Source organism: Telluria sp. RB2R28, from assembly GCF_059685835.1.
In genome coordinates, this window is record NZ_JCASIK010000009.1 from 144,181 (window position 1) to 164,671 (window position 20,491).

General features: G+C 63.5%; 16 protein-coding genes and 2 rRNA genes. 7 read left to right on the forward strand and 11 right to left on the reverse strand.

The features are described 5' to 3' along the window. Positions 1-8: 8 nt before the first annotated feature. Both AC56LV_RS23665 and pyrC read right to left on the reverse strand, forming a co-directional pair. Positions 9-812 (reverse strand): DUF3025 domain-containing protein, encoded by an 804-nt coding sequence (locus tag AC56LV_RS23665; protein WP_499561311.1) that lies wholly within the window; start codon positions 810-812, stop codon positions 9-11. A 5-nt stretch (positions 813-817) separates the two neighbouring features. After that, entirely contained in the window at positions 818-1,867 is a 1,050-nt protein-coding gene (gene pyrC, locus AC56LV_RS23670; protein ID WP_499561312.1) for a dihydroorotase, read from the reverse strand. Positions 1,868-2,119: 252 nt separating this feature from the next. On the opposite strand from pyrC, the gene AC56LV_RS23675 reads away from it, so the two are divergent. The 3 genes from AC56LV_RS23675 (at position 2,120) to AC56LV_RS23685 (ending at position 5,858) form a co-directional block, all read left to right on the forward strand. Continuing rightward, positions 2,120-3,388, forward strand: coding sequence for a dicarboxylate/amino acid:cation symporter (locus AC56LV_RS23675; protein WP_499561313.1), 1,269 nt, complete (start codon positions 2,120-2,122; stop codon positions 3,386-3,388). An 81-nt stretch (positions 3,389-3,469) separates the two neighbouring features. Further along, positions 3,470-4,753: a metal-dependent hydrolase family protein gene (locus tag AC56LV_RS23680; RefSeq protein ID WP_499561315.1), complete on the forward strand. Its 1,284-nt coding sequence runs from the start codon at positions 3,470-3,472 to the stop codon at positions 4,751-4,753. 31 nt (positions 4,754-4,784) lie between these two features. After that, on the forward strand, positions 4,785-5,858 hold the full coding sequence (locus tag AC56LV_RS23685) for a type II asparaginase (RefSeq protein WP_499561316.1): 1,074 nt from the start codon (positions 4,785-4,787) through the stop codon (positions 5,856-5,858). 107 nt (positions 5,859-5,965) lie between these two features. Here AC56LV_RS23685 and AC56LV_RS23690 read toward each other — a convergent pair whose 3' ends face one another. Then, the gene (locus AC56LV_RS23690) at positions 5,966-7,849 is read right to left on the reverse strand and encodes an ABCB family ABC transporter ATP-binding protein/permease (RefSeq protein ID WP_499561318.1); all 1,884 of its coding nucleotides are present in this window, start codon (positions 7,847-7,849) and stop codon (positions 5,966-5,968) included. 56 nt (positions 7,850-7,905) lie between these two features. Here AC56LV_RS23690 and AC56LV_RS23695 point away from each other — a divergent pair, with 56 nt between their 5' ends. Further along, the gene (locus AC56LV_RS23695) at positions 7,906-8,349 is read left to right on the forward strand and encodes an acyl-CoA thioesterase (RefSeq protein ID WP_183555969.1); all 444 of its coding nucleotides are present in this window, start codon (positions 7,906-7,908) and stop codon (positions 8,347-8,349) included. A gap of 54 nt (positions 8,350-8,403) precedes the next feature. On the opposite strand, the gene AC56LV_RS23700 is transcribed toward AC56LV_RS23695, so the two are convergent. From AC56LV_RS23700 to AC56LV_RS23715, 4 genes are all read right to left on the reverse strand, one after another. Further along, complete coding sequence (locus AC56LV_RS23700; protein WP_499561320.1) at positions 8,404-10,086, reverse strand: long-chain-fatty-acid--CoA ligase; 1,683 nt, start codon at positions 10,084-10,086, stop codon at positions 8,404-8,406. Positions 10,087-10,175: 89 nt separating this feature from the next. Further along, on the reverse strand, positions 10,176-11,864 hold the full coding sequence (locus AC56LV_RS23705; protein ID WP_499561322.1) for a long-chain-fatty-acid--CoA ligase: 1,689 nt from the start codon (positions 11,862-11,864) through the stop codon (positions 10,176-10,178). A 173-nt stretch (positions 11,865-12,037) separates the two neighbouring features. Further along, entirely contained in the window at positions 12,038-13,114 is a 1,077-nt protein-coding gene (locus AC56LV_RS23710; protein ID WP_499561337.1) for an aminopeptidase, read from the reverse strand. A 25-nt stretch (positions 13,115-13,139) separates the two neighbouring features. Next, complete coding sequence (locus AC56LV_RS23715) at positions 13,140-15,242, reverse strand: molybdopterin-containing oxidoreductase family protein (RefSeq protein ID WP_499561324.1); 2,103 nt, start codon at positions 15,240-15,242, stop codon at positions 13,140-13,142. Between the two features lie 245 nt (positions 15,243-15,487). Between AC56LV_RS23715 and AC56LV_RS23720 the strand changes: the two genes are divergently transcribed. After that, complete coding sequence (locus tag AC56LV_RS23720) at positions 15,488-16,681, forward strand: M20 aminoacylase family protein (protein WP_499561326.1); 1,194 nt, start codon at positions 15,488-15,490, stop codon at positions 16,679-16,681. Positions 16,682-16,726: 45 nt separating this feature from the next. On the opposite strand, the gene AC56LV_RS23725 is transcribed toward AC56LV_RS23720, so the two are convergent. After that, entirely contained in the window at positions 16,727-17,428 is a 702-nt protein-coding gene (locus AC56LV_RS23725) for a suppressor of fused domain protein (protein ID WP_499561328.1), read from the reverse strand. A gap of 140 nt (positions 17,429-17,568) precedes the next feature. Here AC56LV_RS23725 and AC56LV_RS23730 point away from each other — a divergent pair, with 140 nt between their 5' ends. Together AC56LV_RS23730 and AC56LV_RS23735 are read left to right on the forward strand one after the other, a co-directional pair. Continuing rightward, positions 17,569-18,132 (forward strand): acyloxyacyl hydrolase, encoded by a 564-nt coding sequence (locus tag AC56LV_RS23730; RefSeq protein ID WP_499561330.1) that lies wholly within the window; start codon positions 17,569-17,571, stop codon positions 18,130-18,132. Positions 18,133-18,252: 120 nt separating this feature from the next. Then, a complete protein-coding gene (locus tag AC56LV_RS23735) occupies positions 18,253-19,695 on the forward strand; it encodes a DHA2 family efflux MFS transporter permease subunit (RefSeq protein ID WP_499561331.1) in 1,443 nt (480 codons plus the stop codon). Position 19,696: 1 nt separating this feature from the next. Here the strand turns inward: AC56LV_RS23735 and AC56LV_RS23740 are convergent, their stop codons facing one another. The 3 genes from AC56LV_RS23740 to AC56LV_RS23750 form a co-directional block, all read right to left on the reverse strand. Continuing rightward, a complete protein-coding gene (locus AC56LV_RS23740; protein ID WP_499561333.1) occupies positions 19,697-19,981 on the reverse strand; it encodes a hypothetical protein in 285 nt (94 codons plus the stop codon). A gap of 174 nt (positions 19,982-20,155) precedes the next feature. Next, positions 20,156-20,268 (reverse strand): 5S ribosomal RNA (rrf, locus tag AC56LV_RS23745). 128 nt (positions 20,269-20,396) lie between these two features. Further along, a 23S ribosomal RNA gene (locus AC56LV_RS23750) occupies positions 20,397-20,491 on the reverse strand; the annotation flags it as partial.

The window sequence follows — 20,491 nt, forward strand, 5'->3', positions numbered from 1 at the left end:
CTCCTTGGTTAGTCCGTCCGGCGTGGACGGAACACGGTGGTATCACGATAAAAATCAGCGTCCTGCCCCGGCCACCAGCCCGGTACGCCCAGCACCTGCAGCGGTGTGAAGCCAGCTGCGGCCCCATTGCTCGCCAGGCCTTCGCCGGCCAGCGCAGCGGCCACTTCGCCGTCGATCCAGGCGCGGCGCGCAGCCGGCGCGAGTAGAAAGTAAGCGTCGTCCACGAACACGACGCGCGTGTGCGCCGTGATCGCCTTGCGCGGCGTGACCAGCTTTTCCATCAGCGCATGGCCGAACAGCCAGACCTCGGCGTCGCGGCCGAACATCGCGCGCCCGTCGTACAGCGCTTCGAGCCAGCGATGTGCCCGTAGGTCGTCGACCAGCGCGCGCCCGGCAGCCGTGTCCCGCACCACCAGCAGCGCCGCATTCTCATCGAAGATCGTAGCGGCGTCGCGCGCCGGTCCACGTGACTTGCCCACGCCGGCCTGCGCGATCTGCGCCGCCTGCAGTGTGTTCAGGGCGCGCTTGATACCCGGGAACGTCTGCCACACCAGCGCATTGAAAAAGTCGTGCAGATTATCGCGCGTGGGCACCTGCCCCGTCGCGCCGATGAATGCCTCGTACGCCATGCCGTCGGGCAGGCTCGCTTGCGGCACGAAGCGCAGTGGCTGGCCGGCGCCGTTGCGCAAGTCCAGCGCGCGCGCCGCGACGTTGAAGGCATCGATAAAGCCTTCAGGCGGCGGCGCGGCGCGCTCGAAGGCCGGGCGCACCGTGTCATACCACGGCTGCGCCCAGTCGATCGGCGGCAGCATCGGTGTTACAGCATCTTCCAGTTGATGGTCTCGCCCGCGTTGAGCGGTACCAGCTGGTGCTCGGCCATCGGCACCGATTCGGGCAAGGTCCAGGCTTCGCGCTTGAGCGTGATCGTGCCCTCGTTGCGCGGCAGGTTGTAGAACGCCGGGCCATTGAAGCTGGCGAACGCCTCCAGCTGGTCGAGCGCGCCGGCCTGGGCGAAGGCTTCGGTATACATCTCCATCGCGTGTAGCGCCGTGTAGCAGCCCGCGCAGCCGCAGGCCGCGTACTTGGTGTGCACCGCGTGCGGCGCCGAGTCGGTCCCCAGGAAGAAGCGCTCGTCGCCGCTGGTGGCGGCGGTGACCAGCGCCAGGCGGTGTTCTTCGCGCTTGAGCACCGGCAGGCAGTAGAAGTCCGGACGGATGCCGCCCTTGAACAGCTCATTGCGGTTGTACAGCAGGTGGTGCGCGGTGATGGTGGCGGCGATCGGGCCTTCGGCTTCGGCCACGTACTGGGCTGCATCTTTGGTGGTGATGTGCTCGAACACGACCGGCAGGGCCGGCATGTCGCGGCGCAGCGGGCGCATGACGCGCTCGATGAACACGGCTTCGCGGTCGAACAGGTCGATGTCGCTATTGGTGACTTCGCCGTGCACCAGCAGCGGCATGCCGATTTCCTGCATCACTTCGAGCGTCTTGTAGCACTTGGTCAGGTCGGTCACGCCGGCATCGGAATTGGTCGTGGCGCCGGCCGGGTACAGCTTGACGGCGTGGATGAAGCCCGTCTCTTGCGCGCGGCGGATCTCGTCCGGGTTGGTGTTGTCGGTCAGGTACAGCGTCATCAGGGGCTCGAACTGCACGCCCTCGGGCAGCGCGGCCAGGATCCGGGCGCGGTAGTCCAGCGCCATGGCCGTGGTGGTCACGGGCGGGCGCAGGTTCGGCATCACGATCGCGCGCGCGAACTGGCGTGCGCTGTGCGGCAGCACGCTGGCCATGGCCGCGCCGTCGCGCAGGTGCAGGTGCCAGTCGTCGGGACGGGTGATGGTGATGGTGTCGGGGATTTCGATGGTGGACATGGCGGCTCTCGGAAAACGGATGGCGTATTTTACCTGTGCCGGGGCGCCGTGGATCACCACGCGACACGGGCAATGACGCACGCGACGGCATGCTTGACAGCACCAACAGCGGCTAGGATACTGCGGAACTTGCCATAATCTTCAGAATCAACTGGTCTTTCGGTCCTCGACAGCCAGCCACTGCCCGAACAATTCACCAGCGACAGCGCCGTTGCCGCGGGTGTCGCACAGGTCCCAAAGACAGGAAGCTTTATGAACAATCGAAACCGCCTGACCACTTTTATTCTGATCGCGCTGGTGATCGGTATTCTGGTCGGCTATCTGGTCAACACCAACACGGACACCGCCGGCGCACAAAGCTTCGCCGACACGATGTCGTTGATCACGACGCTGTTCCTTCGCCTGATCAAGATGATCATCGCGCCGCTGGTGTTTGCCACCCTGGTGGTCGGCATCGCCAAGATGGGCGACGCCAAGGAAGTCGGCCGCATCGGCGTCAAGGCGCTGGGCTGGTTCTTCATCGCCTCGCTCATCTCGCTGTCGCTGGGCCTGATCCTGGTGAACCTGTTCCGTCCCGGTGATGCGCTGTTCGCCGCCGGCATGATGCCGCCAGTGGACGCCGCTTCGGGCATTACCACCAGCGGCCTGACGATGAAGGACTTCATCACCCACCTGGTGCCAACCTCCATTGTCGACGGCATGGCCCGCAACGAGATCCTGCAGATCGTCGTGTTCTCGGTGTTCTTCGGCACCGCTGCCGCCGCTGTCGGCGCGCGCGCCACGCCGATGATCGACGCCATCGACGGCGTCGCCCACGTCATGCTCAAGCTGACCGGCTACGTGATGAACTTCGCACCGATTGCAGTGCTGGCCGCCGTCTCGGGCATCATCGCCAAGAGCGGCCTGGGCGTGCTGTCGACCTACGGCGTCTTCATGGCCCAGTTCTACTTCGGCATTGCGCTGCTGTGGGTGGTGTTGATCGCCATCGGCATGATCTTCGTCGGCCCGCGCATCCTGCGCCTGATCGCCGAACTGCGCGGCCCGACCCTGCTGGCCTTCTCGACCGCATCGTCCGAAGCGGCGTTCCCGAAAACCCTGGAAGGCCTGGAGCGCTTCGGCGTCAAGAACCGTCTGGCCTCGTTCGTGCTGCCGATCGGTTACTCGTTCAACCTCGATGGCTCGATGATGTACTGCACCTTCGCCGCCGTCTTCATCGCCCAGGCCTACGGCATCGAGCTGTCGATGAGCACCCAGATCACGATGATGCTGGTGCTGATGCTGACCTCCAAGGGCATGGCCGGCGTGCCGCGCGCGTCGCTGGTCGTGATCGCCGCCACGCTGAACCAGTTCGACATCCCGGAAGCCGGCCTGCTGCTGCTGCTGGCGATCGACCACTTCCTGGACATGGCCCGCTCGGCCACCAACGTCATCGGCAACGGCATCGCCACCGCCGTCGTGGCCAAGTGGGAGGGCGAGCTCGGCGAGCCGAACGCCGAACCCGCCATTTCACCACTGCGCTAGGCGCCGCGGGCATTGCCTGACACCGAAGGCCTTCCAGCGATGGAGGGCCTTTTTTTTCATGAAAATAACGAGGGACGAACGATGAAAACCATACTGGCCGCCGGCATGCTGCTGGCCTTGAACAGCGCGCACGCTGCCACCCAGACAGTCGATTGCGGCCGCCTGCTGGACGTGCAGCAAGGCACCTGGCGCGAACGCGTCAGCATCGTCATCGAGAACGGCAGCATCGTCTCGGTCGGCCCCATGACCGGCGCCCCCGGCAACATCGATCTGTCGCGCCACGCCTGCCTGCCCGGCCTGATCGACATGCACGTGCACCTGACCAGCGAGACCCTGCCGGCAGTGGACGCCTACCGTGACCGCCTTACGGCCAACCCGGCCGACATGGCCTACCGCTCGATCAAGTTTGCCGAGCGCACGCTGATGGCGGGCTTCACGACAGTGCGCGACCTGGGCGCGGCCGATGACCTGAACATCGCCCTGAAGCGCGCGATCGCCGCCGGCGACGTGCCGGGCCCGCGCATGTTCACGGCCGGTAAATCACTGGCCACCACGGGCGGCCACGCCGATCCCACCAACAACCTGTCGCATTTCCTGAACGAGAAGATCGGCACGCCCGGCCCGGTCGAGGGCGTGCTCAACAGCCCCGAAGAAGCGCGCCAGGCCGTGCGCCAGCGCTACAAGGATGGTGCGGACCTGATCAAGGTGACGGCCACCGGCGGTGTGCTGAGCCAGGCCGCCAGCGGCCAGAACTCGCAGTACACCGAGGACGAGCTGCGCGCCGTGGTCACGACCGCGAAGGATTACGGCTTTCGCGTCGCGGCCCACGCCCACGGCGCGGAAGGCATGAAGCGCGCGCTGCGCGCCGGCGTCGACTCGATCGAGCATGGCACGCTGATGGACGACGACGTCATCACGCTTTTCAAGAAGACCGGCGGCTGGTACGTGCCGACCATCTCGGCCGGCCGCTACGTGGCGGACAAGGCCAAGGTGCCGAACTACTATTCGGCGCTGGTGCAGCCCAAGGCAGCGGCGATCGGGCCGCAGTTGCAGGCCACGTTTGCCCGCGCCCACAAGGCCGGCGTGAAGATCGCGTTCGGCACCGATGCCGGCGTGTTCCCGCATGGCGAGAATGCGAAGGAATTCGGCTACATGGTCGAAGCGGGCATGACGCCGATCGAGGCGATCCGCGCCGCGACCGTCAATGCGGCCGTGCTGCTCGACCAACCCAAGCGCCTGGGCGCGATCGCGCCGGGGTTCGCGGCTGACATCATCGCGGTCGAGGGCGACCCGCTCAAGGACGTCAAGCTGCTCGAGCAGGTCAGGTTCGTGATGAAGGATGGCGTCGTCTTTAAAAAGCTGTAAGCTGCCGGGTTTGAAAAACCCGGAGACCTTCATGCTGTTCCCGCAATCTGCCCGCGCCGCCCTGTGCGGCGTTCTTTTTTTGTTCGCCGCCGCGGTCCAGGCCCAGACCGCCAAGCTGCCGAACGTGACGATCCTCGCCACCGGCGGCACCATCGCCGGGACAGGCGCCAGCAGCACGACGACGATCGGCTATACCGCTGCCACCGTCGGCGTGCAATCGCTGATCGCGGCCGTGCCCGAGATCGCGAAGGTGGCCAACGTCAGCGGCGAACAGGTCTTCCAGATCGCCAGCGAAAACATCAGTGATGCGCAGTGGCTGCAACTGGCCAGGCGCGTCAACCTGCTGCTGGCGCAAAGCAGCGTCGATGGCATCGTCATCACGCACGGCACCGACACGCTGGAAGAGACGGCATACTTTTTGAACCTGGTCGTCAAGAGCAGGAAGCCGGTGGTGGTGGTCGGCTCGATGCGGCCGTCAACGGCGCTGTCGGCCGACGGCCCGATCAATCTGTACAACGCGGTGCGCCTGGCCGGTACGCCTGAAGCGGCGGGCCGCGGCGTGCTGGTGGCGATGAATGACCAGATCCACGCGGCGCGCGACGTCACCAAGGCCAATACGACGACGGCGGACACCTTCCGCACGATGGAGCTGGGCATGATCGGCTACATCCAGGGCGGCAAGCCGTTCTTTTATCGCGACGTGACGCGCAAGCACACGGTCGATACCGAGTTCGATCTGGCCAAACTGGACGCGCTGCCGCTGGTGGATGTGGCGTACGCGTATGCGAATGTGGGCGATGTGGCGGTCAATGCGCTGGTGGCAGCCGGCGCCAAGGGCCTGGTGCATGCGGGTGTCGGCAACGGCAGCCTGCCTGCCAAAACCAAACCGGCGCTGGTGGCTGCGCGGGCCAAGGGTGTCATCGTGGTGCGCGCGAGCCGCGTCGGCCAAGGCATCGTGGCACGCAATGGCGAAGCCAATGACGACCAGCTGGACTTCGTTGTGGCCGATACGCTCAGTCCCCAGAAGGCGCGCATCCTGCTGATGCTGGCGTTGACGAAGACGACCAGCACCAAAGAAATCCAGCGGATGTTTTATACGTATTGATGCACTGCTGGCTGGACGCGTGGACGGCGGAGCCGTCCACCCTACCGCTGGCGTTGACGAAAACGACCAGCACCAAGGAGATCCAGCGGATGTTTTACACGGTTTGATTACGCGCCGGATACCGTAGGGTGGACGGCTGCGCCGTCCACGCGTTCAAACGCTTCTGGCACCAGCGGCGGCGACGCCACATCCTCGTCGGGCCGCGCCAGCTGCCGGTCCCACATCTGCGCATACAGGCCGCGCGCGGCCAGCAGCGCGCCGTGCGTGCCGCGCTCGACGATCTTGCCGTGATCGAGCACGATGATCTGCTGCGCATCGGCGATCGTCGACAGGCGGTGGGCAATCACCAGCGTCGTGCGGTTCTTCGCGATCTCTTTCAACTGCGCCTGGATTGCCTGCTCGGCGCGCGAGTCGAGCGCCGACGTGGCTTCGTCGAAGATCAGCAGCGCCGGGTCTTTCAGCAGCGTGCGCGCGATCGCCACGCGCTGCTTCTCGCCACCGGACAGTTTCAACCCCCGCTCACCCACCATGCTTTGATAGCCATCCGGCAGGCTTTCGATGAAGTCGTGGATCGACGCCGCGCGCGCAGCCGCCACGATGTCGTCGCGGCTGGCGCCGGGCCGGCCATAGGCGATGTTGTATTCGATCGTGTCGTTGAACAGCACTGTATCTTGCGGGACGATGCCGATTGCCGCGCGCAGCGAAGACTGGGTGATGTCGCGCAGGTCCTGCCCATCGATCTTGATCGCGCCGCCGTTCACGTCGTAGAAGCGAAACAGCAGGCGTGACAGCGTGGACTTGCCCGAGCCGCTGTGGCCTACCACCGCCGTCGTGGTGCCGGCGGCGATGGTGAAGTCGACGTCGAACAGGATCTGGCGCTTGGTCTCGTAGCTGAATTCCACGTGCGAGAACTCGACCTGCGCGCCCTTGATATCCAGCGGCAGCGCCTTGGGGCCGTCGGCCACTTCGCGGTTCTGGTCGAGCAGGCCAAACAGGCGCTCCATGTCGGCCAGGCTTTGCTTGATCTCGCGGTAGATCACGCCCAGGAAGTTCAGCGGCATGTACAGCTGGATCATGAAGGTATTGACCAGCACCAGGTCGCCCAGGCTCATGGTGCCGTTGATGACGCCCTGCGTGGCGCGCCACAGGATCAGCGTGACCGCGGTCGCGATGATCAGGGACTGGCCCGTGTTCAGCACCGACAGCGACGTCTGCGAGCGCACGCCGGCGTTCTCGTAGTTCTTCAGGCCCTCGTCATAGCGCTTGGCTTCGTAGTCTTCGTTGCCGAAGTATTTCACCGTCTCGTAATTGAGCAGCGAGTCGATCGCCTTGGTGCTGGCTTTCGATTCGAGATCGTTCATCGTGCGCCGGAAGTGCGTGCGCCATTCGGTCACCACCACGGTGAAGGTGATGTACGAGGCCAGCGCCACGGCGGTGATGATGCTGAACCAGATGTCGTAATTCAGTATCAGGTAGCCCAGCACCAGCGTGATCTCGACCAGCGTCGGCAGGATGTTGAAGAGCGAGTACGAGATCAGCGAGTTCACGCCGCGCGTGCCGCGCTCGATGTCGCGCGTCATGCCACCCGTCTGGCGGTTCAGGTGAAAGCGCAGCGACAGCGCATGCAGGTGGCGGAACACGCGCAGCGCGATGGTGCGCACGGCGCGCTGCGTCACGCGCGCGAACAGAAATTCGCGCAGCTCGGTGAAGACGGTCATCGACAGCCGCAGCAGGCCGTAGGCAATCAGCACGCCAACCGGCAGCACCATCAGCGCGTGCGGGTGCGCGGGATCGATGGCCAGGCCGTCGATCAGACGCTTGAGCACCAGCGGCACGCCGACGTTGGCCATCTTGGCCGCGACCAGCGCGCCCATGGCGGCCAGCACGCGCCACTTGTAGACCCACAGGTACGGGAACAGGGTCTTGAGCGTGGCCCAGTCGTTGCGGGGAATGCCGGTAGGGTCCGGCGGAAGTGAGGTATTGCGGCGCATGGGGAGACTTTTGTGGTTCAATTCGGGTCGATTGTAGCTTTTACCGAGAATTCACGATGACCACGCCCGAAAATACCGTTACCACGCCCAGCACCATTCGCCTCCCCGCCGGCAAGATGCCCGAACTGCGGGTCATGCCCGCACCGTCCGACGCCAATGTGTATGGCGATGTGTTCGGCGGCTGGATCATGGCCCAGGTCGACCTGGCCGGTTCGCTGCCGGCCACGCGCCGCGCCAATGGCCGCGTGGCGACCATCGCCGTGAACTCGTTTTTGTTCAAGAATCCGGTGTTCGTCGGCGACCTGCTGTCGTTTTATGCCGATATCACCAAGGTGGGCAACACGTCGATCACGGTGTTCGTCGAGGTATACGCCGAGCGCAACCGGCTGGCGGCCGAAGTGGTCAAGGTGACCGAGGCGACGCTGACCTATGTGGCCACCGGCCCGGATCGCAAGCCGCGCCAGTTGCCGCCGCTCGAATCGCTGATCGCGAACCGGTAATCCGGTCGTGAAAAAGGCCGCCATGATGGCGGCCTCCAGAACCTTATGCCGGCATCAACCCGGCTTTTTTTCGTCGCGCAGTTCGCGCCGCAGGATCTTGCCGACGTTCGTCTTCGGCAGCGTCTCGCGGAACTCGACGAACTTCGGCCGCTTGTAGCCGGTCAGCTGCTCCTTGCAGAACGCCGTGACCTGATCGGCGGTGAGGCTCGCGTCCTTCTTGACCACGTACAGCTTGACCGCCTCGCCCGAATGCTGGTCGGGCACGCCCACGCACGCCACTTCGAGCACGCCCGGCATCGCCGCGACCACGCCCTCGACTTCGTTCGGGTACACATTGAAGCCCGAGACAAGAATCATGTCCTTCTTGCGATCGACGATGCGCGTGTAGCCCTTGTCGTCCATGATGCCGATATCGCCGGTCTTGAAGAAGCCGTCGGGCGTCATGACCTTGGCCGTTTCGTCGTCGCGCTGCCAGTAGCCGGCCATGACCTGCGGGCCACGCACGGCGATCTCGCCGGCGGTGCCGAACGGGACGGCGTTGCCGGCATCGTCCAGGATGCGCAGTTCGGTCGATGGCAGCGGCAGGCCGATGGTGCCGGTGAACTCGCTGATATCGCAGCGGTTGGCCGTGACCACGGGCGAGGTCTCGGACAAGCCGTAGCCTTCGACGATCGGGATGCCCGTCGTCTTGAGCCACTTGTCGGCCACCGCTTTTTGCACGGCCATGCCGCCGCCCGGGCACACCATCAGGCCCGAGAAATCGAGCTTGGCGAAATCGTCGTTGTTCAGCAGGCCGTTGTACAGCGTGTTCACGGCCGGGAAGATGTTGATGCGGTAGCCACCCAGCTCCTTGATGAAGCCCTTGATGTCGCGCGGGTTCGGGATCAACAGGTTCATGCCGCCCACGCGCAGGCCGAGCAGCGCGCAGACCGTCAGCGCATAGATATGGTACAGCGGCAGTGCGCAGGCAAACTGCGGCTGCTCGCCCGCCAGCTGGCGCCCCAGGGTCGGCGCGAACCAGGCCTCGTTCTGCAGCACGTTGGCAATCACGTGGCGGTGCAGCAGCACTGCGCCCTTCGACACGCCCGTGGTGCCGCCCGTGTACTGCAGGAAGGCGATGTCGTCGTGGCCGATCGCAACCTGCCCCAGGGTTTGGCGCGCGCCCTCGGCCAGCACCTTGTTGAAGGCAACCGCGCCTGGCAGCGAATAGGCCGGGACCATCTTCTTGACCTTGCGCACCACCAGATTGACCAGCGTGCCTTTCAGGCCGCCCAGCAGGTCGCCCATCGTGGCCAGGATGACGTGTTTGACCTGCGTCTTGCCGACTACCTGCTCCAGCGTGTGGGCGAAGTTTTCCAGCACCACGATCGCCTCGGCGCCCGAATCGGTCAGCTGGTGCTGCAGCTCGCGCGGTGTGTAGAGCGGATTCACGTTGACGACGACATAGCCGGCGCGCAGCACGGCAGCCAGCGCCACCGGATACTGGAGCACGTTGGGCATCATCAGCGCCACGCGCGCGCCGGGTTTCAGGCCCTTCGCCTGCAGCCAGGCAGCCATGCGCTGCGACATCGTATCGAGTTCGGAAAACGTGATGGACTTGCCCATGCAGGCATAGGCCTTGCGGTCGGCGTACTTGCGAAACGCCTCCTCGAGCAGATGCGCCAGCGAGCGATATTGCGTCGCATCGATCTCTGCCGGCACACCGGTTTCGTACGACGTGAGCCAGAATTTGTCCATGTATTCCACTGCCTTCCTTGTTGGTTCCAATAAAACGCCGAAGCCGCCTCGCAGGCGGCTTCGGCTGGTTGCCCATCATCCGCCGTGACTTACGCCACCGTGTCCGCCTGCTTTTCGTCCCGCAGCGCGCGGCGGAGAATCTTGCCGACGTTGGTCTTGGGAAGCTCGTCGCGGAACTCGATGTATTTGGGGCGCTTGTAGCCGGTGAATTCCTGCTTGCAGTAGGCCAGCAAGTCGTCCGTCGTGAGGCCCGGGTCTTTTTTTACCACGAATACCTTGACCGCCTCGCCCGAATGGGCGTCCGGCACACCGACTACGGCGCACTCGAGCACGCCCGGATGGCCGGCGATCACGCCTTCGAGCTCGTTCGGATAGACGTTGAAGCCCGAGACCAGGATCATGTCCTTCTTGCGATCGACGATCCTGACGTAGCCATTCGCGTCCATGATGCCGATGTCGCCCGAGCGGAAGAAGCCGTCGGCCGTCATGACCCTGGCGGTTTCGGCCGGCTGGTTCCAGTACCCCTGCATGACTTGCGGGCCGCGGATCGCGATCTCGCCGCTCTCGCCCAGCGCCACCGGGTTGCCGGCATCGTCGATGATGGCGATGTCCGTCGAAGGCACCGGCAAGCCGATGGTGCCGGTAAAGTCCAGCACGTCGGCGCGGTTGCAGGTGGCCACCGGCGACGTCTCGGACAAGCCGTAGCCTTCGATGATGGCCACGCCGGTGATATCGCGCCATTTGTCGGCCACGGCCTTCTGCACCGCCATGCCGCCGCCATTGCAGATGCGCAGGCCGGAGAAATCGAGGTGGGCGAAATCGGGGTTGTTCACCAGCGCGTTGTACAGCGTGTTCACGGCCGGCAGCATGTTGAAGCGGTGCTTGGCCAGTTCTTTGACGAAGCCGGGGATGTCGCGCGGGTTCACGATCAGCACGTTCAGGGCGCCCATGCGCATGCCCCACATGGCGCACGCGGTCAGCGCGAAGATGTGATACAGCGGCAGCGCGCACACGATTGTCAAAGGCTCGCCGCCCGCCTCGCCAAGCGCCGGCGCCGACCACGCTTCGCTTTGCAGCACGTTGGCGATCACGTTGCGGTGCGTGAGCGTGGCGCCCTTCGAGGGCCCCGTGGTGCCGCCCGTGTACTGCAGGAAGGCGACGTCGCCGGCCTTGAGCGTGGCCGGCTTGAAGGTCATGCGGGCGCCCTGCGCCAGCGCGTCCTTGAACGACACCATGTTCGGCAGCGAGAACTCGGGCACCATCTTCTTGACGTGGCGGACCACAAGGTTGACCAGCATGCCCTTGGCGCCGCCAAGCAGCTCGCCCATGTTCGCCACGACCACGTGGCGCAGCGGCGTCTTGCCCATCACCTTCTGCACGGTGTGGGCGAAGTTTTCCAGCACGATGATCGCTTCGGCGCCCGAGTCGGTGATCTGGTGTTCGAGTTCGCGCGCGGTGTAGAGGGGATTGACGTTGACGACGACATAGCCGGCGCGCAGCACGGCGGCCAGTGCGATCGGGTACTGCAGCACATTGGGCATCATGAGCGCCACGCGCGCACCGGGCGTCAGGCCGCGGCTTTGCAGCCAGGCAGCGAGCTTTTGCGAACACGCGTCAAGTTCGCGGTAAGTGAGGAACTTGTCCATGCAGACAAAGGCATTGCGGTCTGCGAATTTGCTGAACGATTCTTCCAGCAATTGCACCAGCGAAGAGTACTGATCAGGATTGATCTCTGCCGGCATGCCTGGTGGATACGACTGCAGCCAAATCTTGTCCATGGGTTGCCTCTGTCTCGGGATCTTTTTCAAGATCGTGATCGTTCTTGTCGACGGCCGTGCTATGTTGCCGGCTCGCGTGCGCACGAAGCTTATGCCTTTGCTATCGCTGGTTGTGATGCTATCGGGCAGCGCCCTTGTGCGCAAGCGCTTTTACGCCGATTGGAACTGGCCCTCTACGGCAGCGCGCTCATGGTGCGCTGCACCACCTGCAGGCCCGTTGAACCCGTCGCAGCCAACCCCGCCAACACACGGGTACGCTCTTTCTTGTCGAGGGCGGCCAGCCGGTTGACGGCCTTGTAGAAACCCGTCCACGTCTTTTCGCGGCGCAGCAAGGCGCGAAATGCCGGCACCAGATCATTGTAGGTCGCCACCGAGGCCAGATGGGCATTGGACAGCGGCTCGGCAAAGAAGCGGTCATAACCGGCGTAGCCGCCCCAGTTTGCCTTGAGCACCTGGTAGTCGTTCTGCAGCGCGATGAACAAACGGCCCTTGGTGGCGCGCTTGGTCTCGTCCGGTTCCATGCTCTTGTACGTGCGCTCGAGCTCGCCGCGATAACGCAGCAGCAGCGCCAGGAAGTCGCGCTTGCGCGCCTTGTAGCGATCGTAGGCCGCGGCCATGGCCGGGTTGCCGAAGCGTTCGAGCCAGGCTTCCACACCGGCCTGCTCCACGGCGCTGGCAAACGATTCATTGAACTGCGAGTCGCCCGCGACATAGACGACCTGGTGCGCCAGTTCATGGAAGATCAGGCGCGCCAGTTCGGCGTCCGGGTAATTAATGAAGGTCGATACCAGCGGGTCGCTGAACCAGCCGAGCGTCGAATAGGCACTCACGCCGCCCACTTCCACGTCGTGGCCTTCTGCGCGCAGTTGCCGGGCATAGGCCTGGGCGTCGGTCTTGCTGTAATAGCCGCGGTAGTTGACGCAGCCGGCCACCGGGAAGCACCACTGGATCGGTTTGAGGGACAGTTCGGGCGTGGCCACCACGTTCCACAGCACGTAGGGGCGTTTGAGGCTCGTGTAATTGGTGTAGCTGCCGTTATCGGGCAGCTGCATTTCCTGGATGGCGAAGCGGCGGATCTGGCGCGCCGCCTCGAGCCGGTGCCGCAATGTGACGCTGGTGCCGGTGTCGGCGATCCAGTCGTCGATCGGGCGCGCGTCGGACAGCAGTTGCAGCTGGCCTTGCGCGGCCTGGGTGTAGTACGAGAGCGATGAGCAGCTGGTCAGCATCAGGGCCGCAGCTGCCGCGGCCATGACCGGCCGGAAGGCCAGTGAGAATCTAGAGGGCGTCATCTCGTGTCGGGGGCGCAGCTTTTTCAACCTGCACCAGGGTGTCGTAGAAAGTGGGCGCCCGGCCCATGTCGGTCAAACGCTGGCTGGTGACTTCGTTGGCGTTCTTGCCGTCGGTGGCCAGTTTTTTCCACCAGATCGACAAGCCCACCACCAGTCCAGCGCGCGCCTTGTCGGTCACGCGTGCACGGGCGAGGAACGAACCGCGGTCGTTATAAATGCGCGCCATGTCACCGTGCGCGATGCCGCGTGCGGCAGCGTCAAGCGGGTGGATGTCGAGGTGCGGTTCGCCCTCAGTTGCGCGCAGGCTCTGTACATTGACAAACGTTGAGTTGAGGAAGTTCCGTGCCGGCGGAGAAATCATGGCCAGCGGATAGGTTTTTGCCAGCTCGGGGTTCGATGCGACCGACTCGTACGGCGGGATGTACGTGGGCACGGGATCGAGGCCGTCGGCCAGCATGCTCTCGGAAAAGAACTCGCACTTGCCCGATGGCGTCGTGAAGCCGCCGTCGGCAAACGGCGCGTCCGGCATGTTGAGCTTGCTCCAGCCGGTGCGCTTGAGCGACTCCCAGTCGAAGTGCACCGCCCGCGTATCCTTGCTGTTGAAGGCTTGCGCTGCGATGGCGTCGTCGCTCTCGCGGAAGCACGGATCGGTAAAGCCCATGCGCGCGGCAAGCAGGCGGAAGAATTCGGTATTCGGCTTGGATTCGCCCACCGGTTCCACGGCGGCGTTATTGGCCATCATGTACAGGTGCCCGTAGGCCAGGTGCGCATCGACGTGTTCGAGCTGGGTGGTGGCCGGCAGCAGGATGTCGGCGTAGTCGGCGCTGTCGGTATGAAAGTGCTCGAGCACCACGGTGAACAGGTCTTCGCGCTCGAAGCCCTGCTGCACCTTGCGCGAATCGGGCGCGATCGCCAGCGGGTTCGCGTTGTAGACGATGACGGCCTCGATCTTCGGGCCGAAATCGGGCGCGCTCTGGCGCAGCAGGTCGTCGCCGATCGTGGTCATGTTGATCGTGCGCGGGGTACGGCCGGCCAGCAGATCCGGGCGCTGCAGCGCCGGACGGTTGGTCGGGAACGAGGCCGAGCTCGACAGCTGGATGCCGCCGGCCGGCTGGCGCCAGGCGCCCACCAGGGCCGGCAGGCAGGCGATATTGCGCACGGCCATGCCGCCGCCGCGCACGCGCTGGATGCCGTAGTTGACGCGGATCGCAGCCGCCTCGCCGTTCTTCGCCGTCTGGCCGTACAGGCGCGCCAGGTTGACCACTTCATCGACACTGATGCCGCAGATTTCGGCCGTACGTTCCGGCGTCCATTCGAGCGCGCGCGCCTTGAGGGGCTCGAAACCCAGCGTGTGCTTGTCGATGTAGGCGTGATCGAGCAGGTCTTCCTTGATCAGCACATGCATCATGCCCAGGGCCAGCGCGGCATCCGTGCCGGGCAGCAGCGCAATGTGTTGATGGCATTTTTCGGCAGTGAGCGAGCGATACGGATCGATGGCAATCAAGGTGGCGCCATTGCGCTTGGCTTCTTGCGCGCGCATCCAGAAATGCAGGTTCGACGCGATCGGGTTACCACCCCAGATCAGGATCAATTTGGCGTTCTGGAACTGTTCGAGATCGGTGCCGATCGAACTGCCGATGGAATACCGGTAGCCGGTCGCGCCGGCCGTGGCGCAGATGGTGCGGTCGAGCAGCGATGCACCCAGCTGATTGAAAAAGCGCAGCGACATCGATTCGCCCTGCACCAGGCCCATCGTGCCGCAATAGCTGTACGGCAGGATCGCCTCGGGGTCGCGCGCGGCGATACCCGTCAGGCGCGTGGCGATTTCGTCTAGTGCGGCGTCCCACGTGATGCGTTCGAACTTGCCTTCGCCCTTGCGGCCGACGCGCCGCATCGGATACAGCACACGATCCGGGTGGTAGGTGCGCTCGATGTAGCGCGAGACCTTGGTGCACAGCACGCCGGCCGTGGTGGGATGGTCCGGGTCGCCCTTGACCTCCGTGGCCACGCCGTTCTCGACTTTGACGAGCAGCGCGCAGGTATCGGGGCAATCATGGGGACAGGTCGCACGGACGGTGGTGGTGGTCATATTGTTATTTGGGCTTTGCATGCAGGCTGCACTGAAAAAACTGCGCTAAACCAATACTTTATACGATTCGGACGGGGTTCGTGACCTCCCCTGACAAGTCTGTTTAAGGCACGCTACAATAGTTAAAACCATGCCATGCAAGGGTGGCAAGACAACCGAGGGGCCTCCAGCAAACCCCTGTGTGCAGCGCCTGACGCGCTGCAGCGCGCGGCAGCGTCACCGAGGTCCCCATCGCGGAGAACATCATGAAACTGGTTGAACCTATCCTGGCGTCACTCGCCGAAATCCAGGCAATCCGGCGCGACCTGCACGCGCATCCCGAATTGGGCTACGAAGAACACCGTACCGCGCAGATCGTGGCCGACCGGCTCGAAGCGTGGGGCATTCCCGTCGTGCGCGGGCTGGGCGTGACGGGCGTCGTCGGCATCATCAAGAACGGCACGTCCGAGCGCGCGATCGGCCTGCGCGCCGACATGGACGCGCTGCCCATGCAGGAAATCAATGGCTTCGCCCATGCGTCGACCAATGCGGGCAAGATGCACGCCTGTGGCCACGACGGCCACACGGCGATGCTGCTTGGCGCCGCGCACTATCTGGCGCAGCACCGCAACTTTGATGGCACCGTGTACCTGATTTTTCAGCCGGCCGAAGAAGGCGGCGGCGGCGGGCAGCGCATGATCGAGGATGGCCTGTTCGAACGCTTCCCGATGGACGCCGTGTACGGCATGCACAACTGGCCAGGCATCGCCGAAGGCACGTTTGCCGTGGTCGACGGGCCGATGATGGCGTCGAGTAACGAGTTTCGCGTGACCGTACGCGGCAAGGGCGCCCACGCGGCGCAGCCGCACCGCGGCATCGATCCGATCATGGTGGCGGTGCAGATCGCGCAGGCGTGGCAAACGATCATCTCGCGCGAAAAGAACCCGCTGCTCACGGCGGTGTTGTCGATTACCCAGATCCACGCAGGCAGTGCTACCAACATCATTCCGGATGAAGCACAGCTGGTCGGCACGGTGCGTACATTCACGACCGAGGTACTCGACCTGATCGAGCGACGCATGCAGGAAATGGCCGACGGGATTGCTGCCGGCTTTGGCGCGACGGTCGACTTTGGCTTCAAGCGCAAGTATCCGCCACTGGTGAACCACACCGAGCAGACCGCGTTTGCGATCGAGGCAATGCGCGCGGTAGTGGGCCCGGATGCGGTCGATGTGAATGTCGAACCAACCATGGGCGCCGAGGATTTCGCCTTCATGCTGCAGGCCAAGCCAGGCTGCTATGTCTTCCTGGGCAATGGCGATGGCGACCATCGCACGGGTGGCCACGGTCTTGGACCATGCCAGCTCCACAATGCCAGTTATGACTTCAACGACAACCTGCTGCCAATTGGCGCGAGCTATTGGGTACGCCTGGCGGAGACGAGTCTGCCGGTTGCCTGACAAGGTGGCGGGCCGGGCATCGCGCCCGGTCCTGCCTGACGGTGCCTAGAACAGACCGAGGAATTTTTTCTTGACCGTGTTCTTGCGCGCCGGGTCGACGACATCGGTCACGTCCTTGTCGTTGAACTTGTCGATCAGGGCGGCAAACCCCTGGTGCCGCGCCAGATCCAGTTCTTCCTTGAACAGCGGCACGACGCAGTGGAAGTAAATGTCCTTGCCTTCGACCGTCACCGAGTGGAACGGTTCCGGCGTCGACACTGGCGGCAACAGGATGGCGCCACAAAAGTCCACGCCATCGACGTAGGGCTTGGGCGGTGCGCCATTGGGCATCGCATGGCCCAGGCCAATCCAGGTGCCCTGGTTGTGGGGATAGTGCGCGAGGTGGCGCATCAGGGCTACCGGCCAGTACCAGCGCTCTTCCTTGATCGACGCTTCGTCGAGCTGCCAGTTCGCCGGCAGCGTCATGATCAGTTCGGCGAACGGCGGCGCGCCTTCCGGCGTCGTCATCGGGCGCTTGCTCATGCCCGATGTTATGAGACGCACGTAGGGGAAGTCGGCCGTCGGTTCGATCACGTGGATATCGACCCGGACCGCGCCGTCATCCGTCTCGTGGAAGAACATCGCGGGTGCGCCCAGGTGCGTGGCAATGTGTTCGCCGACCGGGTCGTGCGGCAGCACGACGGATTCCGGTTGGCGCTGCATCGGCGCGCTCAAAGGATACAGGGGGGTGATGGTTGGTTCGGTCATGGTGATTGATCGATATTGTTGCGGCGGGCGCCTATGATACCCGCGCCGCCCGCTTGCGTGGCTGGCAGCACGCTATTGTTCTCGCTAGTACAATACCGCATTATTCCAAAATGTCATCCCCCACCCTTTCCAGGTAGACCATGTTCACTCTCAAAAAAATCAGCCTGCTGGCGCTGGCCAGCGCCGCGCTGTGCGCGCCTGCCGCGTTCGCCCAGTCCACCGTGGGCAACGGCTATATCGATTCCGTCTCGTTCGAATACGGCACCAATCCGCAGCAGCGCATGGGCCGCGTCGCGATCCAGTCGGACTGGGACAAGCAGTGGTTCGCCGGCAATGGCCGTCATCTGTCGGGTTACTTTGAAACGAATCTGGCCCTGTGGCGTCTGAACTCGTACGAGAACGTGCGCGGCCGCAACAAGAACATCGGCGTGCTGGGCTTTACCCCGGTATTCCGCTACCAGAACGACAACAAGCTGGGTCTGTATGGCGAAATCGGTATCGGCCTGAACCTGCTGTCGACGCTGTACAAGAATGAAGACAAGGAACTGTCGACCGCGTTCCAGTTCGGCGACCATATCGGCGTGGGCTACACCACCGCCAAGTGGGATTTCGGCCTGAAATACCAGCACTATTCGAACGGCAGCATCAAGAGCCCGAACGCCGGCGCGAACTGGCTCGTCGCAAAGGCAGCCTACCGCTTCTGATGGGTTTTATTACCCGCGTGACACCCGCCCCGGCCGCGGGTACACGGCGCGGGTAAATAGCATTTCGTGACACAATCGGGCCTTTCGCGGCGTAGTCCGCGCGCTGCTGTCGAGGCCCGATTGACTCCTTCGCCCACCCTCAAACGCTATCTCCCCTGGCTCGTCGCCATCGCGCTGTTCATGGAACAGCTGGACGCGACCATCGTCAATACCGCCATTCCCAGCATCGCCGCCAGTCTTGGCGTCACACCGCTCAGTCTCAAATCCGTCGTCACCAGCTATATCCTGGGCCTGGCTGTCGGTATTCCGCTCAGTGGCTGGATGGCCGATCGCTTCGGTACCCGACGCGTGTTTTTTACCGCAATTTCAATTTTCACCTTTGCGTCCGTGTTGTGCGGCTTGTCGGTCGATGCGCGCATGATGACGGCCGCGCGCCTGCTGCAAGGGTTGGGCGGCGCGATGATGATCCCGATCGGGCGTCTTTCGATCGTGCGTACGTTTCCCAAGAACGAGTTACTGGGAGCGATGAACTTCGTGATCATCCCGGCGCTGATCGGTCCATTGCTGGGCCCCACAATCGGTGGGCTGATCGTGCACTGGACCACCTGGCGTGTGATCTTCTTCGTCAATGTTCCAGTGGGCTTGATTGCGCTGTACTTTGTGTGGCGGCATATGCCGGATTACCGTGCGGAGCAGCGGCGGCCGCTCGACGTGGCCGGCTTGCTGCTGTTTAGCAGCGGCACGGCCTTGCTGTCGTGGGTGCTAGAAGTGTTTGGCGAGCACACGCTCGACGGCATCACGGCCGGTCTGCTGTTCTTGCTGGCACTGGGTTTGCTCGGCGCCTATGCTTGGCATGCGTGCCGCACGAAGTTTCCATTGCTGCGCCTGACGCTGCTCAAGGTGCGTACGTTTCGCATCGCTGTGCTGGGTGGCTTCGTCACACGCTTGGGTGTCGGTGGCCTGCCGTTCCTGCTGCCGTTGCTGTACCAGCTGGGCCTGGGAATGCCGGCGTGGCAGTCGGGGCTCATGATGATGCCATCGGCGCTGGCGGCAATGGGAATGAAGCTGTTCGCACCGCGCCTGCTGGCGCGCTTCGGCTATCGCCAGGTGCTGCTGGCCAATACGATCATGATTGGCGTCACCATCGCCATGTTCACGCTGGTTGATGCCGGCTCGCCATTGATCATGATCGTGTGCATCAGCCTGATGCTGGGGTTCTTTAACTCGCTGCAGTTTTCGAGCATGAACACGCTGGCCTACGCCGACATTGAACCGGCGGACTCGAGCATGGCAAGCACGATCTCGAGCTCGCTGCAGCAATTGTCGATGAGCTTTGGCCTGGCGGCAGGATCGATCGTCACTGCCTGGTTCCTTGGTGACGTGTCCCAGACCAATGGGGGCCAGGTGACGCAAGCGATACACCACGGTTTCATGGCGCTGGCGATACTGACGCTGTTCTCTTCCTTGGTGTTCTGGCGCCTGCGCCGCGATGATGGCGACAGCATCAGTCAGAGCCGCGGCGTGGCCAAGACGGTTGAACCGGTGACGGTAACGGGGCAGTAGGTTATGTCGGCCTTGTGAGGGGCGCGAGGACTTTTTCGCGGTTATTCAGGATGAAATTTACGAAGGTCGGCTCCTTGACGGCCAGGCGTATCAGACCCGGCAGCAATGGATAGCAGAACGTGGCGATCCTGCGCACGCATTCATCGTCGCGCAGCGCAGCTTGCGCCGCCTGGGCCGTGCCGCCGTGCAGCATTGGTGCGAGCGTGGCGCGTTGTTTGTCCACAATGGCGGCGATGGGCGTCATGAGTCTGGCGTTCAATGCGGTCTGGTCGATGGGATCTGACATAGTGATTCTCCAGTAGTGGTCCATGGAGAATGTTGGCGTAGAGCCGGCTGGTTGATGCTGATGTTGGGCAACAGAATCGCCAAGTCCCGCCTTGCCTGGAAAGCCGCGACCTATCGATCGCCCAAAGCAAAAAGCCCCACTCAGATCACTGAGCGGGGCTTTTCTATATAACTAGCCTGACGATAACCTACTTTCACACTGGTTGCAGCACTATCATCGGCGCAAAGTCGTTTCACGGTCCTGTTCGGGATGGGAAGGGGTGGGACCGACTTGCTATGGTCATCAGGCATAACTTGTACGAGCTTCGTTGCACATGCAACGAGACTCTGAATCTGGAAGAAGTAGTTTTTATTTTGGGGTCGTATTTGTATCAACAACAGCTGAACTCTTGCTAACCCTGGACTACCAAGGTTATAGGGACAAGCCGTACGGGCAATTAGTACTGGTTAGCTTAATGCATTACTGCACTTCCACACCCAGCCTATCAACGTCCTGGTCTCGAACGACCCT

What these genes read in the sequence shown, in the direction of transcription:
- AC56LV_RS23665 (WP_499561311.1), bottom strand. Translation starts at nt 812, where the DNA reads ATGCTGCCGCCGATCGACTGGGCGCAGCCGTGGTATGACACGGTGCGC.
- pyrC (WP_499561312.1), bottom strand. Translation starts at nt 1,867, where the DNA reads ATGTCCACCATCGAAATCCCCGACACCATCACCATCACCCGTCCCGAC.
- AC56LV_RS23675 (WP_499561313.1), top strand. Translation starts at nt 2,120, where the DNA reads ATGAACAATCGAAACCGCCTGACCACTTTTATTCTGATCGCGCTGGTG.
- AC56LV_RS23680 (WP_499561315.1), top strand. Translation starts at nt 3,470, where the DNA reads ATGAAAACCATACTGGCCGCCGGCATGCTGCTGGCCTTGAACAGCGCG.
- AC56LV_RS23685 (WP_499561316.1), top strand. Translation starts at nt 4,785, where the DNA reads ATGCTGTTCCCGCAATCTGCCCGCGCCGCCCTGTGCGGCGTTCTTTTT.
- AC56LV_RS23690 (WP_499561318.1), bottom strand. Translation starts at nt 7,849, where the DNA reads ATGCGCCGCAATACCTCACTTCCGCCGGACCCTACCGGCATTCCCCGC.
- AC56LV_RS23695 (WP_183555969.1), top strand. Translation starts at nt 7,906, where the DNA reads ATGACCACGCCCGAAAATACCGTTACCACGCCCAGCACCATTCGCCTC.
- AC56LV_RS23700 (WP_499561320.1), bottom strand. Translation starts at nt 10,086, where the DNA reads ATGGACAAATTCTGGCTCACGTCGTACGAAACCGGTGTGCCGGCAGAG.
- AC56LV_RS23705 (WP_499561322.1), bottom strand. Translation starts at nt 11,864, where the DNA reads ATGGACAAGATTTGGCTGCAGTCGTATCCACCAGGCATGCCGGCAGAG.
- AC56LV_RS23710 (WP_499561337.1), bottom strand. Translation starts at nt 13,114, where the DNA reads ATGGCCGCGGCAGCTGCGGCCCTGATGCTGACCAGCTGCTCATCGCTC.
- AC56LV_RS23715 (WP_499561324.1), bottom strand. Translation starts at nt 15,242, where the DNA reads ATGACCACCACCACCGTCCGTGCGACCTGTCCCCATGATTGCCCCGAT.
- AC56LV_RS23720 (WP_499561326.1), top strand. Translation starts at nt 15,488, where the DNA reads ATGAAACTGGTTGAACCTATCCTGGCGTCACTCGCCGAAATCCAGGCA.
- AC56LV_RS23725 (WP_499561328.1), bottom strand. Translation starts at nt 17,428, where the DNA reads ATGACCGAACCAACCATCACCCCCCTGTATCCTTTGAGCGCGCCGATG.
- AC56LV_RS23730 (WP_499561330.1), top strand. Translation starts at nt 17,569, where the DNA reads ATGTTCACTCTCAAAAAAATCAGCCTGCTGGCGCTGGCCAGCGCCGCG.
- AC56LV_RS23740 (WP_499561333.1), bottom strand. Translation starts at nt 19,981, where the DNA reads ATGTCAGATCCCATCGACCAGACCGCATTGAACGCCAGACTCATGACG.